Source organism: Brevundimonas sp. (assembly GCF_965279155.1).
Classification (GTDB): domain Bacteria; phylum Pseudomonadota; class Alphaproteobacteria; order Caulobacterales; family Caulobacteraceae; genus Brevundimonas.
Window position 1 is genome coordinate 1,000,747 of sequence record NZ_OZ257138.1, and the last position, 23,060, is coordinate 1,023,806.

Annotated in this window: 17 protein-coding genes; 9 read left to right on the forward strand and 8 right to left on the reverse strand. The window is 67.3% G+C overall.

Annotation, left to right across the window (positions count from 1 at the left end):
* The first annotated feature begins 17 nt into the window (after window positions 1–17).
* Genes ACQY72_RS04875 through ACQY72_RS04895 form a run of 5 tightly spaced genes read left to right on the forward strand, consistent with a single transcriptional unit; the run spans window position 18 to window position 5,107 of the window.
* On the forward strand, window positions 18–953 hold the full coding sequence (locus tag ACQY72_RS04875; protein ID WP_428156138.1) for a hypothetical protein: 936 nt from the start codon (window positions 18–20) through the stop codon (window positions 951–953).
* Window positions 941–1,831 (forward strand): HesA/MoeB/ThiF family protein, encoded by an 891-nt coding sequence (locus ACQY72_RS04880; protein WP_428156139.1) that lies wholly within the window; start codon window positions 941–943, stop codon window positions 1,829–1,831. The genes ACQY72_RS04875 and ACQY72_RS04880 overlap by 13 nt, the downstream gene beginning before the upstream one ends.
* Window positions 1,828–3,021, forward strand: coding sequence for a hypothetical protein (locus tag ACQY72_RS04885; protein ID WP_428156140.1), 1,194 nt, complete (start codon window positions 1,828–1,830; stop codon window positions 3,019–3,021). The genes ACQY72_RS04880 and ACQY72_RS04885 overlap by 4 nt, the downstream gene beginning before the upstream one ends.
* The gene (locus ACQY72_RS04890) at window positions 3,018–4,142 is read left to right on the forward strand and encodes an N-acetyltransferase family protein (protein WP_428156141.1); all 1,125 of its coding nucleotides are present in this window, start codon (window positions 3,018–3,020) and stop codon (window positions 4,140–4,142) included. The genes ACQY72_RS04885 and ACQY72_RS04890 overlap by 4 nt, the downstream gene beginning before the upstream one ends.
* Window positions 4,139–5,107: a hypothetical protein gene (locus ACQY72_RS04895; RefSeq protein WP_428156142.1), complete on the forward strand. Its 969-nt coding sequence runs from the start codon at window positions 4,139–4,141 to the stop codon at window positions 5,105–5,107. Before ACQY72_RS04890 ends, ACQY72_RS04895 begins: the two co-directional genes overlap by 4 nt.
* 2 nt (window positions 5,108–5,109) lie before the next feature.
* Here ACQY72_RS04895 and ACQY72_RS04900 read toward each other — a convergent pair whose 3' ends face one another.
* From ACQY72_RS04900 to ACQY72_RS04910, 3 genes are read right to left on the reverse strand one after another with little or no spacing between them, the layout of a single operon-like run.
* On the reverse strand, window positions 5,110–6,687 hold the full coding sequence (locus tag ACQY72_RS04900) for a hypothetical protein (RefSeq protein WP_428156143.1): 1,578 nt from the start codon (window positions 6,685–6,687) through the stop codon (window positions 5,110–5,112).
* Window positions 6,688–6,728: 41 nt separating this feature from the next.
* Window positions 6,729–8,066: a sigma-54-dependent transcriptional regulator gene (locus ACQY72_RS04905; protein WP_428156144.1), complete on the reverse strand. Its 1,338-nt coding sequence runs from the start codon at window positions 8,064–8,066 to the stop codon at window positions 6,729–6,731.
* A complete protein-coding gene (locus ACQY72_RS04910; protein WP_428156145.1) occupies window positions 8,063–9,898 on the reverse strand; it encodes a sensor histidine kinase in 1,836 nt (611 codons plus the stop codon). The genes ACQY72_RS04905 and ACQY72_RS04910 overlap by 4 nt, the downstream gene beginning before the upstream one ends.
* Window positions 9,899–10,076: 178 nt before the next feature.
* Here ACQY72_RS04910 and ACQY72_RS04915 point away from each other — a divergent pair, with 178 nt between their 5' ends.
* From ACQY72_RS04915 to ACQY72_RS04925, 3 genes are all read left to right on the forward strand, one after another.
* Window positions 10,077–11,438 carry a dicarboxylate/amino acid:cation symporter gene (locus ACQY72_RS04915; RefSeq protein ID WP_428156146.1) on the forward strand — a complete coding sequence of 454 codons (1,362 nt, stop codon included), beginning with the start codon at window positions 10,077–10,079 and terminating at the stop codon, window positions 11,436–11,438.
* A 131-nt stretch (window positions 11,439–11,569) separates the two neighbouring features.
* Complete coding sequence (locus ACQY72_RS04920) at window positions 11,570–12,970, forward strand: OprO/OprP family phosphate-selective porin (protein WP_428156147.1); 1,401 nt, start codon at window positions 11,570–11,572, stop codon at window positions 12,968–12,970.
* Between the two features lie 76 nt (window positions 12,971–13,046).
* A complete protein-coding gene (locus ACQY72_RS04925) occupies window positions 13,047–14,978 on the forward strand; it encodes a methyl-accepting chemotaxis protein (RefSeq protein ID WP_428156148.1) in 1,932 nt (643 codons plus the stop codon).
* Between the two features lie 60 nt (window positions 14,979–15,038).
* Here ACQY72_RS04925 and ACQY72_RS04930 read toward each other — a convergent pair whose 3' ends face one another.
* The 5 genes from ACQY72_RS04930 to ACQY72_RS04950 are packed head-to-tail and all read right to left on the reverse strand — an operon-like array spanning window position 15,039 to window position 21,635.
* Window positions 15,039–16,088, reverse strand: a complete 1,050-nt coding sequence (locus tag ACQY72_RS04930) for a glycosyl hydrolase (RefSeq protein WP_428156149.1) — start codon at window positions 16,086–16,088, stop codon at window positions 15,039–15,041.
* Window positions 16,088–18,058, reverse strand: a complete 1,971-nt coding sequence (locus tag ACQY72_RS04935; RefSeq protein WP_428156150.1) for a sialate O-acetylesterase — start codon at window positions 18,056–18,058, stop codon at window positions 16,088–16,090. Before ACQY72_RS04935 ends, ACQY72_RS04930 begins: the two co-directional genes overlap by 1 nt.
* Window positions 18,059–18,069: 11 nt before the next feature.
* The gene (locus ACQY72_RS04940) at window positions 18,070–19,602 is read right to left on the reverse strand and encodes an alpha-N-arabinofuranosidase (protein WP_428156151.1); all 1,533 of its coding nucleotides are present in this window, start codon (window positions 19,600–19,602) and stop codon (window positions 18,070–18,072) included.
* Window positions 19,599–20,699 carry a GDSL-type esterase/lipase family protein gene (locus ACQY72_RS04945; protein ID WP_428156152.1) on the reverse strand — a complete coding sequence of 367 codons (1,101 nt, stop codon included), beginning with the start codon at window positions 20,697–20,699 and terminating at the stop codon, window positions 19,599–19,601. The genes ACQY72_RS04940 and ACQY72_RS04945 overlap by 4 nt, the downstream gene beginning before the upstream one ends.
* Window positions 20,700–20,741: 42 nt before the next feature.
* Entirely contained in the window at window positions 20,742–21,635 is an 894-nt protein-coding gene (locus ACQY72_RS04950) for an ROK family protein (RefSeq protein ID WP_428156153.1), read from the reverse strand.
* 147 nt (window positions 21,636–21,782) lie between these two features.
* On the opposite strand from ACQY72_RS04950, the gene ACQY72_RS04955 reads away from it, so the two are divergent.
* Entirely contained in the window at window positions 21,783–23,042 is a 1,260-nt protein-coding gene (locus ACQY72_RS04955; protein WP_428156154.1) for an ROK family protein, read from the forward strand.
* Window positions 23,043–23,060: the final 18 nt, after the last annotated feature.

A 23,060-nucleotide genomic window follows, 5' to 3' on the forward strand; every position in this document is an offset into this window, starting at 1 on the left:
AAGCGAGATCGTCATTCATGAGCAAGCCTGTGACGCCACGACTGCTGGACACGACGGTGGGCGCGGGTGCGGGTCTGCGGTCGCGCATCGTCGAACGGCCGGGTATCATTCTGACGGCGGCCGATCTTGCGGCCCTGGTCGAGGATGTCAGATCCATCGCCCGCAGCGTTCTGGGCGACCGCGACCTGACCTATGGCATCTTCTCCGGCGATCCAGAGACCTTGTCTCGAACCGTGCTGACGGTGGTCTATGAGAAGCGGAGCGGACGCCCGGTCGCGTTCAACGCCTTGGCCATTCTGGAGGCCGATCTGGGCGGACGGTCGGTGGAGATCCTGCACCTGGGGCTGGTCATGGTGCGTCCAGATGTGCGCGGAAGCGGTCTGTCCGCCACCCTCTATGGCCTGACCTGCGTGCTGCTGTTCGTGCGCCGGCAATGCCGGGCCGTCTGGGTGTCCAGCGTGACCCAGGTTCCGGCCGTCGTCGGCATGGTCGCCGAGACGTTTTCCGACGTCTATCCCGGCAGGCCGGCCGCCCGACGCTCTTTCCAGCACGAGAGACTGGCTCGCCAGATCATGGGCTGCTGGCGTCACGCCTTCGGCGTCGGCGACGAGGCCGGTTTTGACGCGGATCGGTTCGTGATCACCGACGCCTATACCGGCGGGTCGGACGAGCTGAAAAAGACGTTCGAGAGCGCCGCCAAACATCGCGACGCGACCTACAACGCCCTCTGCGCCGCAGAGCTGGATTACGGCCGGGGCGACGACCTGCTGCAGATCGGTCAGATCGATATGCGCGCCGCCAGCCGTTATCTGGCCAAGGTGGCCCCGCCCGACACCGTTCCCGGCCTGCTCGGCCGGTTCGCCCTGCTGATGATCCAGGCGGCCCTGCTGCCGCTGGTGCATTGGCTCGATCACACTCAACCCTGGGGAAGTTTGCGCGCATGGAAGACGTGACCGCCTTCGACTACGCCGAGTTCACCACCCGCAATCTGGGCTTCGTCACCGAGGCGGAACAGGCGGCCCTGAAAGGCGGCGCCGTGTTCGTCGCAGGCGTCGGCGGCATGGGCGGCGCCTGTTTCCTGGCCCTAGTCCGCGCAGGCGTCGGGCGGTTCGCGGTCTGCGACATCGACGTGTTCGAAACCTCCAACATGAACCGTCAGGTCTTCGCCTTCACCGACACGGTCGGGCAGGACAAGGCCGAGGTCGCCTGCGCGGCGGCGCGGCGCATCAATCCCGAAGTCGAGATCGAGCGCCTGGGCGCGGAATGGGTCGATCAGGTCGCGGACCTGGCCGCGCGCTATCCGGTGATCGTCAACGGAACCGACGACATCGCCGCCAGCATCGCCCTGTATCGCGCCGCCAAGGCGGCGGGCGCGACCGTGATCGACGCCTATGCCTCGCCCCTGCCCTCGGTGATCGTGGTGCGACCCTACGACCCGCGCCCGGAGGAGCGTCTGAGGTATCCGACGCGCGGCAAGGCGCTGGACGCGATCCGGCCCGAAGACCTGCGAGCCAGCTTCATGAAGGAACTCGAATACGTCATGGTCCATTCGTCGTCAGCTCGTCACGTCGATCTGGACGCCGCCGCCGCCCTCGCCGCCGGAACGGCCAAACGGATGTCCTTCGCGCCGATGGTGATCTCGACCGGCTGTTTGATGGCTTACGAAGCGCTGTGGCTGCTGATAGGCCGCCGATCCAGGACCGATTGTCGAGGCTGGTTCCTCAATGCGTTCGCGGGCCGAACCGAACGGCCGTTGTGGGCGCCCGTCGCCGCCATAAAGGGCCTGATCGTGCGCGCCTTTATGGCCCGGCTGCTGAAGGGCGCCGCATGATCCGGGTCGAGACCCAGGCCCTGCTCGACGGGTTCGCGGCGGCGGGTCTGGCGGCCTATGTCGTCGCCCTGCTCGTGCGCCGCGCCGGCGGTCCGTTGACGCCGCGGCTGGTCTTCCTGTTCGGGGTCATGTCGGTGTTCTACGGCGTTCGCAGCCTGGCCGTCCGGACGGGCCTGCCGATCTTCGAAGGCGCGACCTACGCCGCCATATCGCTCGCCCCGCTGGCGGCGCTGCTGCTGGCCGAAGGGCTGCTTCGCCGTCACGCGCCGCGCGCGATGAAGATCGCCGTCTTCGCGGCGTCCACCCTGGGGCTGGGTTTCGCCCTGTTCACGACCAGCCATGTCGCCTTCGGCTCTCGCAGCGCGCTGGCCGTCATCATCCTTTCATCCCTGATCGCCATCCTGATCCTGCTGTGGGCGAGGGATCGCAAGGCCCTGTCGCGCGCGGAGAATGGCGCCGTTCGCCGCCTCGCCGTCGGCCTGGCCATCGTCATTCCGCTGATCGGCACGGACTTTTCCGAACTGGTGGCCTCGCCCATTGGTTTCAGCCCCATCGCCGCGCTCGTGATCGTCCTGCTGGCCCTGTCGAACGGGGTCAGCGATGCACGCGACGTCTGGATCGACGTCGCCGTGATCGTGGCGACGACCCTGGCCCTGACCTGCGGCCTGATTGAACAACTGGATGTCGGCGCGTTTGACGATAGGGTTCGCCTGTTCGCCCTGATCGGCGCGGCCCTGATCACCATGACCCTGGTGGTCCGCATCCAGCCGTTCGGCGCCGCCGGACGGCGCACCAGTCTGCGCCAGCGCATGGCCTCGGCGAACACCCGATCCCTCGACGGCTTCCTGGGCGACCTGACCAAGGAGCCGATGTTGAAGGACTTGTCGGTCCTGTCCGAACACGATCTCGCCGACTATCGTGCCGAAGAAATGGCGCAGACGCTGGAGCGCCAGCCTCTGTGGAGCGCCGCCGCCCTGCAGGCTGGTGCGGGGACGATCGACGAGACCGAACGAGAGCCTCTGCTGGATCTTCTGGCGCGATCGGACGCCACCCACGTCGGACTGTTGAGCCTGTCGCCGGTTCGGATCGGCCTGGTTCGGTTGCCGGATCTGTTGCGCAACACCGAGGCCGAGATCGATCTGGGCCTCGCCTTCCGAATGGCGCGGCTGACGACGGAGAGGCCCGCATGACCGCTGCCGCCGTGACCCTTCGCGAGGGCGATCTGGAAGGCTTCTTCCGGGTTCCGTTCGAAATCTATCCCGCCGACAGCCCCTATGTGACGCCGATGCGTGCAGATCTGGAGCGGTATCTGGACCCGGCGCGCAACCCGCTGATGCGCGACGACGGCGGACGCCTGACCTTCTTCACCGCCTGGCGCGAGGGGCGTCCGGTCGGGCGGCTGACGGCCCACACCCATCCGTCGTCGAATACGCGTCACGGCACGCGGCGCTGTCAGTTCGGCTATTTCGACTGCGAGGACAGTGTCGAAACCGCGCAGCTTCTGTTCGACGCGGCAGAGACCTTCGCGCGCGCCGAGGGCTGCGATGAACTGGTCGGCGCCTTCAACCTGACGGCCATGCAGCAGGCCGGCATCCTGACCGAAGGGTTTGAGAACCCGCCCTATACCGACATGATCTGGGGCGCTCCGCATCTGCCGCGCCTGCTGGAAGCCTGCGGCTATCTACCCGTGTTTCCAATGTCGACGTTCGAGTTCGATGTCGGGCCGACGACCGCCGACGCCCTGCTCGGCGACAATCAGCGCGCGGTGCTATCGGACCCCGACTGGACCTGGAAGCCAATAAGCCGCAGCGCCTTCAAGGCTCGGTTCGAGGAGGCCCGGCAATGCCTCAACGACGGCTTCAGCGACAATCCGATGTTCGTGCCTCTGACCCCGGCCGAGTTCGACTTTCAGGCGGGTGAGATGATGTGGATCGTCGATCCCCGCATCGCCTGCGTCGTTCACTATAGGGGCGAACCTGCGGGGGTAGTGATCTGCATCCCGGATCTGAACCCGTTCCAGAAGGCGACGCGCGGTCGGATGGGGCCGATGACCTTGGTCCATTTCATACGAGAGCGGGTCAGACGCCGACGCGCTGTGATCATCTTCTATTCGGTCAAGCGCGCCCTGCACGGACAGGGCTTGAACGGCGCCATGCTGCACCGGGTGATCAAGGCCCTGTTCGCGGGCGGCTACAAACAATGCGGCGTGACCTGGATTGCCGACGAGAACACCGCCTCGCTGCGCCAGATGGAAAAACTTGGCGCGCGGCGGCTTCAGCGGCTGAACCTGTTCAGGAAAGACCTGCGATGACGCTGGATGCAGAGACGTTTTGGACGCTGGTGGCCGAGGCCGCCCTTTCCCCCAGCGTCCACAATACTCAGCCCACGCGGTGGCGGCTGACGCCCAACGGCCGGGTCCAGGTGCTTGAGGACGAAAGCCGCAGACTGCCCGTCGGCGATCCCGAAGGCCGCGACCTGAACGTCAGCCATGGCTCGGCGGTGGAGGGGTTCTGTCTCGCCGCCGGACGGCGCAGCCTGATCGTCGATGTCGGGCATGACGGCGTCAGCGTCGCGGAACTGACGGTTCGCCCTGGCGAGGGTTCCGATCCGCTGGCGGCGTTTCTGACGCAGCGGCGCACCTATCGCGGAAAGTTCGAAGGCGGCGCGGGCGCCCAGGCCGCGCTGGCCCGATTGGAGCGCAGCGAGGACGTGATCGTCGTCCAGACCCCGCAGCCCATCGCCGAACTGGCCCGCCTCTATGATGAGGCCAGCCTGCGCTGGTTCCGCAACGCCCCCTATCGGGCGGAACTGCTGTCGTGGATGCGGCTGTCGCGACGCCATCCGTCCTGGTCCCTCGATGGGCTGAACGCCGAGGCCATGGAAATGTCCGGGATCGAGGCCGCAGGAGCCGGGGTCGTGCTGAGACTTGGGGTATTCGAGACGCTGGACCGGGTCGGCCTGGCCGGCGCCCTGGTCGCGGAGGCGGCGGTGGTGCGCAGCGCCTCGGCCATCGCCCTGTTCCATCGGCCCGTAAACGAGGCGCCTTTCGACACAGGAAGACGGTTTCATCGCGCCTGGCTGGGCTTCACCCAGGCCGGACTGTCGGCCGCGCCGATGGCGGTTCTGGCGGATGATGTCGAAGCACGCGACCGCGTGAAGGCGGATTTCGACATCGGCGACGACCGTCGCCTGATCACCGCCTTCCGGCTGGGGATCGCGCCGGTTCGCGACCTGGCGCCCAAGCCCCGCCTCGGGCTGGACGTCCTGATCGTCTGAACTTAGAGCCCTTTCAGATATTCGATCAGGTCGCGGCGCTCGGAGACCGTCAGGCCCTCGACCTGGGCTTCATGACCGCGATTGGATCGGCCGGGCATGCGGGTATCGAACACCACCGGCTGAGACCACGGCGTATAGCCTACCGGATAGACGCGGACCTCGCGCTGATCCCGTCCCGCGATGCCGACGGCCGCGAAGTCCAGCCGATGACCACCGACGAGAAACCGTTCGGATCGCGGTTCGAGCAACAGGAACTGCGCCAGCGTCGGCACCGACCCGTTGTGCATGTAGGGCGCGGTGGCCCACAGGCCGGACAACAGGGTGGCGGCGTATTCGCCGGTCGGCCGCGCGTCCAGAATCTTGTCATAGCCGCCGTTGGCGGCGTAGCGCGTCAGGTCGTTTGTGAAGGCTGCGGCCCGCACAGGGTCGGACCCGACATGACCATGCCAGTTCGGAAACCGCTCAAGCCGCGGGCGCTCCACCGGCCCGGAATAGACGCCGTGGCAAGACGAACAGGCGCGGGCATAGACCACCGCCCCTCTCGCCGCGCCGGCCCGATCGACCGGGCCCGGAAAGGCCTGTGGGCGACGCGTCTCCAGCCAGGCGAAGGCGCGCTCCGCAGCCGGGATCTGATGATGGGCGCCGCGCGGCGACTGACCCATGCTGGGCACGGTGAAGAAGCTGGTGATGGCCGCCAGCCGGTCACGGTGTTCCGGCGTCAGGTCCTCGCGCCCCATTGATCGCCAGCGCGGCTGGCCCTGCGGCGCATAGGCGCCGTCGTACAACAGGGTCGAACGGAAGCTGCGGTCCGCAAGGTCGGGGATCGAGGTGAAGCCAGCCTCCTCCGCGCTGGACAAGGTGTGGCCTTGCAGCTTCAACGCCGCGATCCCGTTCGTCAGGCCGGGCGAGCCGTTGACGAACGGCAGGGGACTGCCCCCGTCGGGCACCTGGGCCAACCGTCGCCGCGCCAGCGGAAGAACCGCCCAGCGCAGGCTGGCCATTTCCCACGCATCGGTCTCGGGAAACAGGGTTCGAACCGCCGCAAGAAGCGCGGGCGTATCGCCGCTTTGGCGTTTCAGAGCCTGCGTTACGGCGCGGGTGTACGCTTCCAGATCAAGACTGGTGTTCGGCGCTCCCAGCCAGGCGGTCGTCGGTCGCGGCGACCCGTCGGCGGTATACACAGGCCCGGCATGGCAGGAGGCGCAGCCCAGGTTGGCGACCGTCACCTTGACCGGCGGCAGGCCCGGCGTGACTTCGCCGACGCTGATCCCCAGCGGATGATCGCGACTGGGCATGATCGGCACATCGGCGCCTTCGATCCGCTCGGGCCACAGAAAGCCGAAGGTCTGGAGGCGTGCTTTCAGATGCGCCTGGCTGACCTCGCCCCCCTGCGGATCGTCCAGCACCAGGGCCGCCGCGACCAGCTTCCACGGCACGGCCACCGTGTCCAAGGCCCTGAAGTTCACGGCCCCGAAATCGTGCCGCGCGAAAGCCTCGGCCCCACCAACCGGCGCCCTCGCGAGCGGCGCGGACGCGGCGAGGAACAGCAGACACAGGCTCAGACCGATGCGCGCCTTCATGGCCACAGACCCTGAACGAGGAAACGGTCCATGACCATCGCTCAGTTCGCGAGCCGGCGGTAATCGTCAAGCTGGATTCCGTGGCGCTTCACCTTGGCGTAGAAGGTCTTTCTGGGGAGATCGAGCCGCGCCATGACGGCCCTGACGTCGCCCTTGGCGGTTTTCAGCGCCTCGTCCAGGACGCGAGCCTCGAACGCCTCGACACGCTCGCTCAGACTGCCGCTGGTCGCGACCGACGCGGCGTCCTGGCCGTCCAGCCCGATGACGAAACGCTCGGCGGCCTGGGCCAGCTCGCGGACGTTGCCGGGCCATTCTCGCATCATCAGATGGGCGTCCATCGCATCGTCGACCGGCGGCGCGACCTTCTTTTGCCGGACCCCCGCCTGTGAAACCAGGTGTCGGAACAGCAGCGGAATATCCTCGCGCCTGTCGCGCAGGCTGGGGATGTTCAGGGTCACGACGCTGAGCCGGTAGTAGAGGTCGGATCGGAACGCCCCGCGCGTCGCGGCGCCGTCCAGATCGATCCGCGTCGTCGTCAGGAACCTCAGGCGGAACACCTGATCGTCCTCGCCGGAGATTTGCCCGGTTTCCATCAGCTTCAACAGCTTGATCTGCAACGCCGGCGACAGGGCCTCGACCTCTTCCAGCAACAGGGTGCCGCCGTCGGCCTCGCGCACGCGGCCCCCGATCCTGCGGCCATAGCCGGACGTCGGCGATCGACCGAACAGTTCGGCGTCCAGCACGACCTCGGGCAGGGCCGCGCAGTTCACGACGACGAAGGGACGGGCGCGTCGCGCGCTCAACCGATGCAGTCCCCGCGCGACGGTCTCCTTGCCGACGCCGTTCTCGCCCTGGATCAGAACATCCACCCCTGCGCGGGCGACCTGGGCGACGGTCTCGCGCAGGCGCACGATGCTGGGCGTCTGGCCGATCAGACCGCTGCGCCCCTCCTCCGCGTCGGCCAGCTCCACCAGGTCGGTCAGACGGCGGTTCTCCACCACCAGCATCCTTTGACGCGCCGCGCGCTGAACGGCGGGCAGCAGGCGGTCGGCGCCGAAGGGTTTGGGCAGGAAATCGAACACACCGCGATGCAGGGCCGCGACGGCCATGTCGATGTCCCCGTGCCCCGTCATCAGAATGAACGGCAGCTCTGGATCGATGGCCGCAACCCGTTTGTGAAACTCCAGCCCGTCCAGCCCCGGCATTCGGATGTCGGACAGGACGACGTGGGGCGATGCCGTCTCCAGCCGTGTCAGGGCTTCGTCGGCCGAACTCACGCCCGTGGCGGCGTATCCCGCGAGCACCAGCGTCTCGACCTGAGCCTCGCGCAGATCGTCGTCGTCGTCGACGACCAGAACCAGAACGCCTTCAGGGGTCATGCGGGGTTCCTCTTGAGCCGAACCTCGAAGCGCGCGCCGCGTCGTCCGGGCGACGCCACCACCAGACTGCCGCCGAACGCCTCGACGATGTCGCGCGAGATCACCAGCCCCAGCCCCAGACCGTTCGGCTTGGTGGTCGAAAACGGCGTGAACAGGGTGCGCAACGTCGTCTTGGACAGGCCCGGCCCATTGTCCGTCACGGCGATGACGACCAAGTCCTCGGTCGTCGAGACATCCAGCCCGATCCGCGCGTCGGCCTGATCCCCCAGAGCCTCGAAGGCGTTCTGCAACAGATTGACCAGCACCTGCTCCAATCGGACGCGATCCCCCTGGGCCGACACCCTGGCTTGGCCCGTCCGTTCGACGGCCACGCCTTCATCCCGCATACGGCTGCTGACCAGCAGGAGCGCGCCCTCAACGGCTTCATCGACGACGATGGTCGTCGTGCGCGGCGGCGTCTTGCGGGCGAACCCCCGCAGATCCTCGACGATTGAGCCGATCCGTTCGGTCAGTCCCTGAATACGCGTCAGCTTGTCCTGCGCCGCCTGCGGCTGCTCGCGCGACAACAGGGTCAGGGCGTTGTCGGCATTGGCCCGGATCGCCGCCACCGGCTGATTGATCTCGTGCGCCACCCCGGCGACGATCTGGCCCAGATGGGCCAGCCGGTTGGCCTGGACCAGATCGGCTTGCAGCGTTCTGAGGCGAGCCTCGGTGCGTTTGCGATCTTCGATCTGGTTTCTCAACTGAACATTGGCCGACGTCAGTGCGGTCGTGCGTTCCTCGACGCGAAGCTCCAGCTCCCGACGCACCTCGGCCTCCTGGCGCTGTCCGTCCAACCGGCGCAGATGGGCCCGCCAGATCCACGCCAGGACGACCATCGCAAGCGCGCCGGCCAGGCCCGCCGTCCAGCGCACCGGCCCCGCCGCACGGTCGGCGTCGGCGATGGGAACCAGAAGCAGCATCGTCCAGTCCTCCACCGGCAAGGCGCGCCTCAGCGCAACGAAGACCTGTCCCCCCATCTGGATTCGACCGTCGGGCGCCGCCACGATCATGGGATCAAGCGGGGTCAGCGGGGCGTCGCCGAACTGGCGGCTGCCGCGCAGCGCCTTCTCCCTGCCGGGCTCCAGCAGCGCCAGGGTCCGGAAACGCCGCGCGGGATCCGACGCCAACAGGATCACCCCGTCGCGGTTCGCGACCAGGGCCTGTTCGGCTTGGCGACGCCAGGCCGCCTCGACCCGATCGAACTCGACCTTGACCACGACCACCCCTGCGCTGTCGCGGTCCGGGCCGACCCGGCGCGACAGATAGAGGCCGGGGCGCCCGCTTCTGGAGCCCAGGGCGAAATACTCGTCCGATCCCGCCAGCATCGCGGCCCTGAAATAGGGACGATAGGCGTAGTCGGCGCCCACGAAACTGACCGGCGTGCGGTAGTTGTTGGCGGCGATGGCCTTGCCCTGGCGGTCCAGCAGATAGATGGCGGCGGCGCCGGTCTGGACGGCCAGCATGTCCAGTCGGGCGTTGACCCTGTCCAGCGTGGCCTGATCGGGACTTTTCAGCGCCTGCAAGATGAGGTCTTCGCTGGCGAGGACGACGGGCGTCGCGCGATGGCGATCCAGCTCACTGGCCAACAGGGCCTGATCCAGCATCAGGGTCGCCTCGGCCTTACGTACGATGTCCTGCGCCGCATTCCGTCGCGCCGCATCGCCGGCGACGATGATGGCGATCAGGATCAGCAGGCCGGCGACGACGAAGACGCCGATGCCCGCGACGCCGACGAGGTCACGTCCCGGCGCGGCTTTCGACCCAGCCTGATTTTGTGCTGATTTCGACACAACTCAACCTGAGCCGGTTTCCTTTTCAGCACAAGTCGAACCTTCGCCTATACGGCAAGCCATTGTCCTGAAACGTGTTTCTCTATCGCGTCGCCAGAAAAAATTGCGTTTTGGCCTCTCTGCGCAGAACCGCATTCTGATCGCTGAACGTCCCCGAGAGGACGATTGGGAGGTCACTATGATCATTTCACCGACGATCGCCGACGACGGCTCCGCAAAGCGCAAGCCCTTCTATCGGCATCTCTACTTTCAGGTGCTGCTGGCGATCCTCGCCGGCGGCCTGATCGGACATTTCTGGCCGACCTTCGGCGAAAGCCTGAAGCCGCTGGGCGACGCCTTCATCAAGCTTGTGAAGATGATCATCGCCCCGGTGATCTTCCTGACCATCGTCACCGGCATCGCCGGGATGCGCGACATCGGCCGGGTCGGCCGGGTCGCCGCCAAGGCCTTCGCCTACTTCCTGACCTTCTCGACCCTGGCCCTGATCCTCGGCATGATCGTGGCCAACCTGGTCCAGCCGGGCCACGGGCTGAACATCGATCCGGCCAGCCTGGATGCGAGCGCCGTCGCCAAATATTCCGACCAGGCGCACGAGACGACCATCGTCGGATTCCTGACCAGCATCATCCCCGACACCTTCGTCAGCGCCTTCTCCGAAGGCAACATCCTGCAGGTCCTGTTCGTCTCGGTCCTGTTCGGCCTGGCCCTGGCCATGATCGGCGACACGGGCAAGCCCGTTCTGAACTTCCTGGAATCGATCAGCATCGCCTTCTTCAAGCTGGTCGCGATCCTGATGAAGGCCGCGCCCATCGGCGCCTTCGGGGCCTTCGCCTTCACCATCGGCAAATACGGCATCGGCTCCATCGCCAATCTGGCCGCCCTGGTCGCCACCTTCTACGCCACCGCCGCCATCTTCGTCGTCGGGGTTCTGGGCCTGGTCGCCTGGGCCAACGGCTTCAACATCCTCAAGCTGATCCGCTATCTGAAGGAAGAACTGCTGCTGGTCCTGGGCACCTCGTCGTCCGAGGCGGCCCTGCCCAGCTTGCTGCAGAAGATGGAACGGGCCGGCGCGTCCAAGTCCGTCGTCGGCCTGGTCGTTCCGACGGGCTATTCCTTCAATCTGGACGGCACCAACATCTATATGACGATGGCCGCCCTGTTCATCGCCCAGGCCCTGAACATCGACCTCAGCCTGCAAGACCAGATCGTGCTGCTGCTGGTCGCCATGCTCAGTTCCAAGGGCGCGGCGGGCATCACCGGCGCCGGCTTCATCACCCTGGCCGCCACCCTGTCGGTCGTCCCGGCCGTGCCGGTCGCGGGCATGGCGCTGATCCTGGGCATCGACCGTTTCATGAGCGAGTGCCGCGCCCTGACCAACTTCATCGGCAATGCGGTGGCCACCATCGTCGTCGCCCGCTGGGAAGGCGAGTTGGATCGCGACGCGCTGAAGGCGGCGCTGGACGGTCCGTCACGCCCCGTCGCGGCCCTGCCGGACCCGGCGGCCGGCCCCGGCGACAAGGACGTCGTCGCCGCCGACTAAGCTCGCCAAACAGGCGCCGTTGCTTCCAGCACGGCGCCTGTTCTGCATCTGGATGGCCCCGCCAGGCATACGCAGTTTTCCGTAGCCAAGCTTGGGCTGTCCTTAACGATCACCGTTTAGAGACATCGTTCATGACCTTGCTTCGCTCCCTCGCAGCGGGTGTCGGCCTCGCCGCGCTCGCCACTTCCGCCCTCGCCCAATCGGCGCCGTCGGCAGAAGAAATCGCCATCCTGCGCGCCCAGGTGCAGGCCCTGTCCGCCCGCCTCGAACAGCTTGAGGCCCAATCGCAGACTGCCGCCCAGGCCGCGCCCCTCGCCGCCGGAAGCCCCGCCGCCGTCACTGCGACTGCGCCGCGCCCGGTTCAGACCGCTGCAACAACGCCCGCCCCCGCCGCACCCTCGGTCGACTGGTCGACCGGCATTCCCGAACTGCGCAGCCCGGACGGCGCCTTCACGTTCAAGCCGCGCATCCGCATCATGGTGGATGCCACCGCGACCAACGGATCGGACTTCGGCGCACGCAACATCGCCGGCACCGAACTGCGCGCCGTCCGACTGGGCGGCCAGGGCAAGCTGGGCGGCGGGCTCAGCTACTGGGCCGAAGGCGACCTGGCGGACAACACGATCAGCCTGAACAATGTCTTCGTCGCCTATACGCGCAAGTTCGCCGGCAACGATCTGGAAGTGTCCTTCGGCCAACGCCTGAACGATCGCGGTCTGGAAGGCGGCACATCGGAAGATCAGGTGCCCTTCCTTGAGCGCAGCCTGATGATTTCGACGCTGTCCGCCCAGCGCGGCGCATTCGGCGTCGGCGTGTCCTCCAAGCTGACCGGCGCCAACTGGCATGCGTCGCTGTCGGTGACGGGCGATGCCGTCGGCGACGGCGTCACAAACGACACGACGACCGTGATGGGCCGCGTCCACTGGTCGCCGATGAAGACCGAGAAAGGCTTCCTGCACCTCGGCGCCTTCGGCTTCATCGAGGATCTGACCCCGTTTGCGACCCTGCCTTCCAGAGGCATCACCATCGACTCGCACTTCAACGACAATCTGCGCCTTTCGACCGGCGCCTACGCCAATCCCAAGGGCGCGAAGACCCTGGGGCTGGAGCTGGGCGGGGTGAGACGCTCGGGCTGGCTGCTGGCGGAGGGCGGTCGTCGGGTCGTTGAGACCGCATCGCGCGACTTCGACCAGAACGGCTACGCCATTTCCGCAGGCTGGTTCCTGACCGGCGAAACCCCGCCGCTGTCGACCCGCACCGGCACATGGCAGCGTCCCAAGGTGCTGAAGCCCTTTGGAACCGAAGGCTATGGCGCGGTCGAAGTCGTGGGCCGTTACGATTTCGCCGATCTGAGCGACAATCCGACCGGCGGCGAGGGCGACGCCTGGGTGCTGGGCCTGAACTGGTATCCGACCAACAACACCCGCGTTTCCGCCCATTGGAGCGCCTGGTCCGTCGAAAACCGCACCGGCGCCTTCCTGGGCGAGGACAGCGGCAACACGGCCCTGCTTCGCGTGCAGACCGGCTTCTGACCCCTCTTTCGGTCCGGGGCGGACATCGCCCCGGACTGTCTTCTTCTGCCTTCCGCTCCCCCGGAGACTGACCGAGATGAACCCCAAGAACATTCCGATGCAGCGCAAGTTGGCGATCGCGTTCGCCCTTCTGCTGACGGTCGCCGCCGCCATGATCGGCGCGGTCTTCTTCCAGCTGTCCGCGATGAAGACGGCGGCGCAGCTCAACGCCGAAAGCAAAGTCATCATCGACCACACCCATGTGGCCGAGAAGGGCGTGATCCGCCTGAACTCACAGATGCGGGGCGTGCTTCTGACCGCCAATCCCGACTATCTGGACGTCTACAAGACGGGCTGGGAACAGTTCGAACAGTCGGTCACCGCTCTGAACGCCGCCGATCTGTCCACGGAAGAGCGTGCCCTGGTCAAGAAGGCCCAGGACGACGCCGCCGCCTGGCGCACCGAGTTCGGCACGCCGCTGACACAGGCGGCGCTTGATCCCGCCCGCATCGACGCCGCCCGCCGACTGGTCATCGATTCAGGCGACAAGGTGCGCGTCACCCACATCACCAAGTCGATCACCCAGGTTCGCGACCTGGAAATGGAGCGGATGAATCTGCGTGACGCCCAGCAGGCGTCGGCCATCACCGCCTCCTTCATCGCCCTGGCCGTCGGAGGCCTGATCCTAGTCGCCGCGGCCGTCTTCCTGGGCGTGCAACTGTCGATCCTGATGGTCGCGCCGGTGCGGCGCATGACCGGCGCCATGTCGATCATGGCCGGCGGCAAGCTGGACGTCGCCATCCCGGACACCGACCGCAAGGACGAGGTCGGCGCCATGGCCCAGGCCATGCAGGTCTTCCGTGACAACGGCCTGCGCGCCAAGGCGCTGGAGGTCGAAACGGAATCGATGCGCGACCAGTCCGAAGTCGAACGCCGCCGCCGTGAAGCCATGGCTCAACAGGAAGCCGCCGAAAACGCCGTCGTCATCGAAAGCCTGGGCAAGGGTCTGTCGGCCCTGGCCGAGGGCGACTTGATCTACCGCATCGACGCGCCCTTCCCGGACCGCAGCGAAATCCTGAAGGCCGACTTCAACCGCTCCATCTCCCGTCTGGAGGAAACCGTCACGGGCGTCCTGGGTTCGGTCCACGGCATCGATTCCGGCGCCGGCGAGATCAGCCAGGCGTCGGAGGACCTGTCGCGTCGCACCGAACAGCAGGCTGCCGCGCTGGAAGAAACCGCCGCCGCGCTCGACCAGATCACCGTCACGGTGAAGAAGACCGCAGAGGCCGCAAACCAGGCCGCCGATGTCACCAACGGCGCCCGCAAGAGCGCCGAGGCCTCGGGCGAAGTCGTCATGAACGCCGTCGACGCCATGCAGAAGATCGAGGGCGGTTCGCGCCAGATCAGCCAGATCGTCGGCGTCATCGACGAGATCGCCTTCCAGACCAATCTGCTGGCCCTGAACGCCGGCGTCGAGGCGGCACGCGCGGGTGAATCGGGACGCGGCTTCGCGGTCGTCGCCTCCGAGGTCCGCGCCCTGGCCCAGCGTTCGGCCGAGGCCGCCAAGGAGATCAAGACCCTGATCTCCAAGTCCGGATCGGAAGTCGAGAACGGCGTGCGCCTGGTCAGCCAGGCCGGTTCGGCCCTGCAGGCCATCGCCTCGCAGGTCGACGACATCAGCGCCCTGGTGGTCGAGATCGCCGCCTCCGCCAAGGAACAGGCGACCGGCCTGCAGGAAATCAACGTCGCCGTGAACCAGATGGATCAGGTGACCCAGCAGAACGCCGCCATGGTCGAACAGGCCACGGCCGCCAGCACCGCCCTGCGTCAGGAAACCGCCGAACTGTCGTCCGAGGTCGCCTTCTTCCAGGTCTCGGCCGGGCGCGGCGCCGCGCGCAAGGCGCCGGCTTCAACCCCCGCCCGCCCGGCATCGCGCCCCGCGCCTCGCGTCCAGCAGCGCGTGATCAAGGTCGCCGGCGGCCGTGACATCGCGGTCGGATCGAACAGCGACGGCTGGGAAGAGTTCTGACGCCGGCTGGAAAGCGGGCACGGCCCTGCCTCTGGCGCTGAAGCCGGCGGCAGGGCGGGGCTAAGAATTACGCTGCGGTGAAGGCAAGAAGGGCGTCTCCAGCCTGTGTCGGGTCAGAAGGTCGATGGGCAGTCTGTCGTGGGTCAGGTAGCGGTCGGAGGCATAGGCCCGACGTAGCCGATCCGGCGGATTGAGCCTGTCGGACTCCAGCCATTCGGTGTGCCACGTCATGAACCAGAGCCAGTCCGCCTCCGGTCCCAGACGGTTTGGATCCGGCACCGGCCCGTTCTCGTGCAGACAGATGGGCACGGACGCGCCGACGATGGCTTTCACCTGCGCGAACATCGGCGCCAGATTGCCGTCGTCCTCGACATAGATGTCGGCGCCGACGATATCGACTGAGGCGCGTCCCGGATAGAAGGCCGGATCGACGTTCTGGCCTGCCCAGCCCAGCACCCAGATCAGATTGTCCAGACGGTGCAGCCGGGTGAAACGCTCGCGCATCAAAAGCCACAGGGCCTTGAAGCCTTCGGGGCCGTGCCGCCCCCACCAGAACCACTGTCCGCTGAACTCGTGAAGCGGTCGCCACAGCACCGGCACGCCGGCGTCGCGCAGGCCCTTCAGCAATTCGGCGACGACATCCATGTCGTGCAGCATGGCCCGATTTTCGGGCGTGCCGGGCGTCAGTCCCGCCGCCAGATCGAAGTCGTTCTTCGAAGACTCATAACCCGGCGGGCCGCCCGGCGCGCCCCAGTGCCAGCAGATGGACACCAGCCCCCCCGAGCGTGACCAGGCGATGGCGCGGTCGTTGACCGCTGCGTTGTCGTAGGGGTGGATATAGTCGAAACCGAGCAGGGCCGGCTGGCGGCCGGTCACCCGTTCAAGATACGCCAACTCCTGACCCGGCCCTGCGGAGGTGAAGTTCTGTTCCTGCTGCCCGGTCAGGGTGTGGGCGCCGTAGATGCCCCACAGAAACCCGTAAAGCGCCTTGGCTTCCGGCGACGGCGAAGGATGACGCAGCCTGCGGTCGGGCCCCGGCGCGAACGCTTTCAGCCCGGCCGCCGTCGTCAGCCCCAGCATGGTCTCGCGACGATTGAGACCGCCCGGCATCATCGCCCTGCGGAAAGGCGGAACGGTCCCAGCGGCAGATCGGCGGCGTCGAACAGATTGCAGATCGGCGCGTCGTCCCAGCAGTAGCGGACGACGTCGCGGTCCGACCCGGTCGCGTCGATGACGAGGTCGCTATCGCTGACATGACCGACCGCATAACGGCAGTCGGTCTCGGCCGGACTGCACAGCTCCAGCCCCGTCACGGCGCCGCTGCCGACCGTGCGAATGCCGGCCGCATCACGCAGTCGCACGCGAATACGCCCATCCGCCTCGCGCGAGGCGGAGACGGCGGCCGGCCCGGACTTCGCGCCCTCCCGGCCATAGATCACCGCCTCGGCCGCGCGCGCCAGACGGCGGCCGACCTCGCGCTTCTGGCCGGGGTGGATGTCATGACGGTCGCCCAGGTCGATGGTCACGGCCAGGCCCGCATGAGGGTCTGCCTCGACGGCACGCCGCTGGGCGTCGCGCACCTCGGCCCAGCCCGAACCGCCGCCCTCGTCCTGAAGCCGGCCGAAGTTGGCCAGTTGGGCGATCAGGAACGGCAGTTCCGGCTGGCCGAACCGCGCCCGCCAGTCCGCCATCATCACCCCAAGATCCTCGGCGTAACGATCCTGCTCATAGCCCACGTTCGACTCGCCCTGATACCAGAGCACGCCCTTCAGGCCGTAGTCGTGCAGCGGCGCGATCATGGCGTTGGACAGGGTGGACAGGCCGAACAGAGCCTCCCACGGCGCGCGCGGCGCCGACTTGATCTCGGGCGAGACCGGGCGATAGTGCCACCCGAACGGATCCAGCGGCAGGCTGGCGCCGTCCGCCGTCTTCAGCACCCGCGCCTCGGTCGGACCGAAGATGCCGCCGTCGCCCCAGCTGTCCATCACATTGACCATCAGGACGTTGCGGCCGGGCTTCAGCACCCCGTCCGGCACAGGATAATTCTGCTGTCCCGGCTCGCCCACGCCGACCGGCTTGCCGTTGATCCAGGTCAGGTTGATCTGGTCCACCATGCCCAGCGAAAGGGTCGCGCCCGACGCCGCCTGCGCCCGCGTCAGGTCGAATTCAAGCCGATACCAGACCATGCCGTCGAACTGGGCCAGGGCGGGCGCGCCCCACTGCTCCCACGGCTTGGTCATGTCCGGGACCGGGGTCCAGTCGCCGCCTTGATCGCGCCACGGCCGATCTCCGGCCTTGGCGACCCACCAGTCCTGCCAGATGTCGATCCAACGCCGAACGCCCGCCTGGGGGTCGTCTGCATAGGCGTCCAAAGCCGCGAGCGACGGATCGTACCGCCCCATCGCCTTCAACCGATCCGCGCCGATCCAGGTCTGAAGCGACGATCCGCCCCAGGAATCCGAAACCAGGCCGACCGGCACATTTTCCTTCTGACGCAGCGCCTGGCCGAAGAAGAAGCAGACGGCGGAAAACTCCTCGACCGACTGGGGCGTGGCTTCGCTCCAAGAGACGGGATGGCGCAGGGCGTCCAACGGTCGCGCCGCGCTGTCCTTGGCCACGGTCAGCAATCGGATTTGTCGGTCGGCCTCGGTCGCGACCGGATCCCACGCCCGCTGGGCGTAGCGGATCGGCTGTTCCATGTTCGACTGACCCGAGCACAGGAAGACGTCGCCGACCATCACGTCCTGCGCCGACTGGACCGCCCCCGCCGCCGTCCGCGCCGTCAGCATATAGGGACCGCCAGCGCCCTGGGCCGGCAAGGCGGCGCGCCACCGCCCGGACGCGTCCGCCAACCCTTGCGCCTGCGCATCGCCCAGCGTGACGCTCACGGTCTCGCCCGGCGCGGCGTCGCCCCAGACCGAGATCGGACGATCCCGTTGCAGCACGCCGTGATCCGCGAACAGGCTCGCCATCAACGGTTTGGCCGCCGTCTGGGCCGAAGCCGCCCAAGTGGGCATCCATGCCGCCGACGCCACCATCAGCGCCAGGCCCACGCCGCGTCCTCGATGCGCCTTCGTCATCGTCATCCCCATCAATCCAAGGTCAGAACCACCAGCGACTTGGCCGGCAGGGTGGCGGTCACGCGACCGCCCGATACGCGCGCATCGTGGAATGCCTGCGGCGTCACATCCGGCGCGGCGTCGAAGTCATTCTGGGAATCCATGGCCTGCGCCGTCAGCACCTGTCCCGAAACCGCCCTCGCCCCCGCGCCGCCCAGGACGATCGAGACCGTATTGGCCCGGTCGGGATCCAGGTTGACGAGCGCCAGCCGAACCTTGCCGTCCGCGCCGCGCGCCGCCGTTCCATCGACCGCCTTCAGCGGACCATAGGCGGGCGCTTCGATCTCAAGCGGCAGCACGGTTGCGCCCTGGAATGGCTGATACATCTGGAAGGCGTAATAGGTCGGCGTCAGCACCATCTCGTCGCCATCGGTCAGGATCATGGCCTGCAGGACATTGACCATCTGGGCGATGTTGGCGAGCTTCACCCGGTCGGCGTGACGATGGAAGATGTTCAGGTTCACCGCCGCCAGCAGGGCGTCGCGCAAGGTGTTTTGCTGTTGCAGCCATCCGGGCGGAGAACCCGGCGTCGGATCGTACCAGGCGCCCCACTCGTCGACGGCCAGGACCTTTTTCGAGCCGGGATCGGTCTCGTCCATGATCGCGTCATGGGCGCGCAGCATCGTCTCCATGCGATAGGTCTGGACGAAGGCGGACAGCCATTGATCCTCGCCAAAGCCCCGCGCCGCACCCTTGGTGGTCCAGTCGCCCGTGGGCAAGGTGTAGTAGTGCAGCGACAGGGCGTCGAAGTCCTTGCCCGCCACGCTCATCAGGGTGCGGGTCCAGTCATAGTCGTCGGCGTTCGGCCCGCCCGCCACGACGGTCGTCCCGGCGCCCGGCGTGATGAAGCCGACATACTGACGAAACACGTCGGCATACCAGTTCGCCCGCATCCGACCGCCGCACCCCCAGGGCTCGTTGCCGATCCCCAGATAGTCGATCTTCCACGGCTGCTCGCGCCCATTGGCGCGTCGCTCCTGCGCCAGGTGAGAGTTGGACGGCGAGGTGACGTATTCGATCCAGTCCGCCGCCTCGGCCGGCGTGCCGGATCCGGCATTGATGCTGAGATAGGTCTTGGCCCCGATCAGCTCGGCGAACTCGAAGAATTCATGGGTGCCGAAGGCGTTGTTCTCTTCCTTGTTCCCCCACCAGCGATTCAGGGTGATGGGCCGCTGCTCGCGCGGACCGATCCCGTTGCGCCAATGATAGATGTCCGCGTAACAACCACCCGGCCAACGCACGACCGGCGTCTTCAGCGCCTTCAGCGCTCCGACCACGTCGTTGCGGAAGCCGCGCGTGTTCGGGATTTCTGAGCCTGGCCCCACCCACACACCGCCGTCGATGCCGGTGCCCAGCTGCTCCATGAACTGGCCATAGACCTCGGGCGCGATGACCGGACCCGGCTGGTCCAGATGCAGCGTCCCGGTCACGGTCTGCGCCATGACCACCGCCGGCGCAGCCGCCAGAAAAAGCGCGATGGCGCAGGCTTTGATGGACCGCTTCATCGTGTCCACACGGCGGCATCGTCGCCCAGCGTCGCCGCCAGAGCCGCGACGACCGCACGGTCGTCGGCCAGATCGGGATGCCAGTCGCAGGCGTTCAGCCCCATGCCGGACACCGGCACGAAGGCGATGCGATCCAGTCCCGACGCCCTCAGGGCATCGACCACGCGCGACGCGGCGCCCGCCATCTCGCTGCCCGCCATGCCCCAGACCAGGATACGCGCCTGCGGATCGCGTTGCGCCACGCCCCTGAGAAAGGCGGCATAGGACGCCTCGTAGTCGGCCGTCAGGGCGTTGCGGTCGCTCCATTTCTCGCCGGGCTTCACGGGGGTGGAGAAGTCGTTGGTGCCCAAGGCGACGACGACGACCTGGGGCCGCCAGTCGGGATCGGCGTAGGGCGTCTTCTTGTCGAACAGGGCGAAGCCATAGGCTTGGGGCAGAGTGTCCAGCGGTGCGCCGTCATAGTTGCGCACGACGCCCCGGCCCGAGATGGCGTTGACCTGATAATCGGCCTGATACCGCTGTCCCAGCAGCCCCGCGATCCCGGCCGCCGTATCGGTCGTCTCCCACACCTGACCAGGTGGACATATCCGCTGGTTCGAGGTGTTGGCGTAACCGACGGTGTGGGAATCGCCGATGAATTCGATCTGCCGATCCCGCGCCTGGACGGACAGGCCCTGCGCCGGCGCGCCGTAGACGCCGCCGAAATCGACGGGCGCCGACTGGTTCTCGCTGATGACGTCGATCCGCAGGCGATGGTCTCCGTCCGAGAGGCCGTCGATCCGGTGCAGGCCCGCTGCGGGACGCGTCACATCGACCGCCTGCCCGTCCACCGTCACGCGCAGCCGCACATCGCCCGCCCCGGTGCGAAAGGCGACCTCTCGCCCTTGAAAGGCGCTCTCGAAATAGACGCCGGGCCATTGCAAGCGATAGGTGGTCTCGGCGCCCGCCCCCAGAACCTGAACGCGGCCCCCGACATGGACGGGCAGCGAAACTCCCGGCGCCGTAGACGTCGGCACGACCGTCAACGTCGAGGCGCAGGCGCCGCTCGCGCCGAGAAGCGTGGCGCAAAGCAGGGCGGCGGCGAAGCTGTTCTTCATCTTCATGTCCTTGCGCGGTTGCGCGTCATCGATCGACTGCCGTCAGCTCCACAGCCGGGCGGCGCCGCGCACGCCGGAAGAATCGCCCCAGCGCGCCTGGACCACCCTTCCCTGCCAGGCGCCGCCGAACGCATGGGCGGATATGACTTCCGGCAATCGGTCGTAGATTTCGGTCACGTTCGACATGCCGCCGCCCAGGACGAACACCTCGGGATCGACGATATTGACGATCATCGCCAGTGCCCGCCCCAACCGGCTGACATAGGCGTCCAGCGTCGCCTGGGCCTGGGCCTCACCCGCCCGCGCCGCCTCGATCACCGCCGGCGCCTCCAACGCCTGACCCGTCCGGCGCTCATGATCCCGGCGCAGGCCGGTGCCGGACACCAGGGTCTCCAGGCAGCCCCGCTTGCCGCACCAGCATTCCGGCCCCGGATATTCCTCCGGCGTCATCCACGGCAGGGAGATATGGCCCATCTCGCCGCCCATACCGTTGGCTCCCTCGACGATCTTGCCATCGACGACCAGACCGCCGCCGACGCCCGTGCCGACGATGACGCCGAAGGCCGAACGCGCGCCCGCCGCCGCCCCGTCGAACGCTTCCGACAGAGCCATGCAGTTCGCATCGTTGGCCAGACGCACGGCACGGCCTAGGGCCGCCTCCAGATCCTGCTGGAAGGGCCGTCCATTCAGGAAGGTGGCGTTGGCGTTGCGCATCATGCCATCGCGCGGCGACGGAGAACCGGGCGCGCCGATGCCGATGGTGCCCTGACGCCCCGTGTCTTCCTCGACCTTCAGGATCAGGTCGCGCACGTCGCGGATCGCCGCATCGTAACCGCCCGGATTGGGCGTGCGCAGACGCGTCAGAAAGTCCCCCGCCCCATTCAGCGCCGCAGCCTCGATCTTGGTCCCGCCAAAATCCACGCCAATCTGAATCATCTAATCACCCCACTGAGACCTTCTCTGCGCCGAAGCCGAAAACGGTGGCGAAGCAAGAAAAGTCAATTTGTTTTACTTATCCGATTTTCTTGTATCTTGAACATTCACGAGCCAGAGATTTCGCTCGAAAAATCGCTGCACGAGTTCATGACAGCCAAACGTCCCGAAATGCCCTCCGCCGCGTCCGAAACCAGCGCTCCCGAGGGGCGCGAGGCGCGACCGTCGCGCACCCTTTCGGGCACGTTGTCTGGCACGAATCTGGTTCGGGCCGGCGACTACAATCTTCGCACCGTGCTTCAGGCCATCCGGCTTCAGCCCGACGTGACGCGGATCGAGATTTCGCAGCAGACCGGCCTGACCGCGCCGACCATCGCCAACATCACCCATCGCCTGACGGAAATGGGCCTGGTCACCGTCGCCAGCCGCCGCAAGGGCGTACGTGGCCATCCGGCGTTGAAGCTGCGTGTCGTGGCCGAGGGCGCCTTCAGCATCGGGCTGAACATCGACCGCGATCACCTGACCCTCGTCACCCTGGATCTGGAAGGCGTGGTGCGTAGCCGCGTATCGCGCGAGATCGCCTTCGCCATGCCTGACGCGGTGATCGACTTCGTGCGCCAAAGCCTGGACGACCTGATCGCCTCGGGCGGGGTCGAGCGGTCGCGCATCCTCGGCGTCGGCGTCGCCATCCCTGACGACCTGGGCCGGATCAGCCTGGCGCACCGGCCGGAAGGCTACGACCGCTGGAACGATACGGCCATCGATCAGGATCTGGCGGCCCTGATGCCCTGGCCGATCCACTGCGACAACGACGCGGCGGCGGCGGCCCTGGGCGAAGCCGAATACGGCACCGCCTTCGACAATCCCAGCTTCTTCTATCTGCTGATCAGCGCCGGCTTGGGCGGCGGTCTGGTGATCGATCGCAGCTATCATCGCGGCGCCGCCTCGCGCAGCGGCGAGATCGGCCTGATGCCGGACCCCACGGCCGACGCGCCGGGGGCCATCGTCCAGGACACGGTCTCCATGTCCGCTCTTCTTGAGCGGTTGGAGAAGGCCGGCGTGGCATCGCCCTCCATCGACGATCTGGAGACCCCGACGGCGGTCGTCGCGACCGTCGTGGAGACGTGGCTGGCGGATTCCATCCGGTCGCTGACCCTGCCACTGGTCGGTCTGGCCTGCCTGATCGATCCCGACGCCGTGCTGATCGGCGGGCGCCTGCCCGCGCCGCTGATCGAACGGCTGGCCTCGGGCCTGGGCGACGCGCTGGGCCGGATCGCCCTGCCCTCGCGGCCCAAGATCATGCCGGCCGTCATCGCACAGGATGCGCCTGCCATCGGCGCGGCCATCCTGCCCTTCCTCGACCAACTGCTGCCGTCCGACGCCATCTTGATGCAGGCGGGCCGCGACTAGATTTTCGCGCCCCGCCAT

Excerpts from the sequence above, each read along its gene's own strand:
- ACQY72_RS04875 (WP_428156138.1), top strand. The coding sequence starts at position 18 with ATGAGCAAGCCTGTGACGCCACGACTGCTGGACACGACGGTGGGCGCG.
- ACQY72_RS04880 (WP_428156139.1), top strand. The coding sequence starts at position 941 with ATGGAAGACGTGACCGCCTTCGACTACGCCGAGTTCACCACCCGCAAT.
- ACQY72_RS04885 (WP_428156140.1), top strand. The coding sequence starts at position 1,828 with ATGATCCGGGTCGAGACCCAGGCCCTGCTCGACGGGTTCGCGGCGGCG.
- ACQY72_RS04890 (WP_428156141.1), top strand. The coding sequence starts at position 3,018 with ATGACCGCTGCCGCCGTGACCCTTCGCGAGGGCGATCTGGAAGGCTTC.
- ACQY72_RS04895 (WP_428156142.1), top strand. The coding sequence starts at position 4,139 with ATGACGCTGGATGCAGAGACGTTTTGGACGCTGGTGGCCGAGGCCGCC.
- ACQY72_RS04900 (WP_428156143.1), bottom strand. The coding sequence starts at position 6,687 with ATGAAGGCGCGCATCGGTCTGAGCCTGTGTCTGCTGTTCCTCGCCGCG.
- ACQY72_RS04905 (WP_428156144.1), bottom strand. The coding sequence starts at position 8,066 with ATGACCCCTGAAGGCGTTCTGGTTCTGGTCGTCGACGACGACGACGAT.
- ACQY72_RS04915 (WP_428156146.1), top strand. The coding sequence starts at position 10,077 with ATGATCATTTCACCGACGATCGCCGACGACGGCTCCGCAAAGCGCAAG.
- ACQY72_RS04920 (WP_428156147.1), top strand. The coding sequence starts at position 11,570 with ATGACCTTGCTTCGCTCCCTCGCAGCGGGTGTCGGCCTCGCCGCGCTC.
- ACQY72_RS04925 (WP_428156148.1), top strand. The coding sequence starts at position 13,047 with ATGAACCCCAAGAACATTCCGATGCAGCGCAAGTTGGCGATCGCGTTC.
- ACQY72_RS04930 (WP_428156149.1), bottom strand. The coding sequence starts at position 16,088 with ATGCCGGGCGGTCTCAATCGTCGCGAGACCATGCTGGGGCTGACGACG.
- ACQY72_RS04935 (WP_428156150.1), bottom strand. The coding sequence starts at position 18,058 with ATGACGAAGGCGCATCGAGGACGCGGCGTGGGCCTGGCGCTGATGGTG.
- ACQY72_RS04940 (WP_428156151.1), bottom strand. The coding sequence starts at position 19,602 with ATGAAGCGGTCCATCAAAGCCTGCGCCATCGCGCTTTTTCTGGCGGCT.
- ACQY72_RS04945 (WP_428156152.1), bottom strand. The coding sequence starts at position 20,699 with ATGAAGAACAGCTTCGCCGCCGCCCTGCTTTGCGCCACGCTTCTCGGC.
- ACQY72_RS04950 (WP_428156153.1), bottom strand. The coding sequence starts at position 21,635 with ATGATTCAGATTGGCGTGGATTTTGGCGGGACCAAGATCGAGGCTGCG.
- ACQY72_RS04955 (WP_428156154.1), top strand. The coding sequence starts at position 21,783 with ATGACAGCCAAACGTCCCGAAATGCCCTCCGCCGCGTCCGAAACCAGC.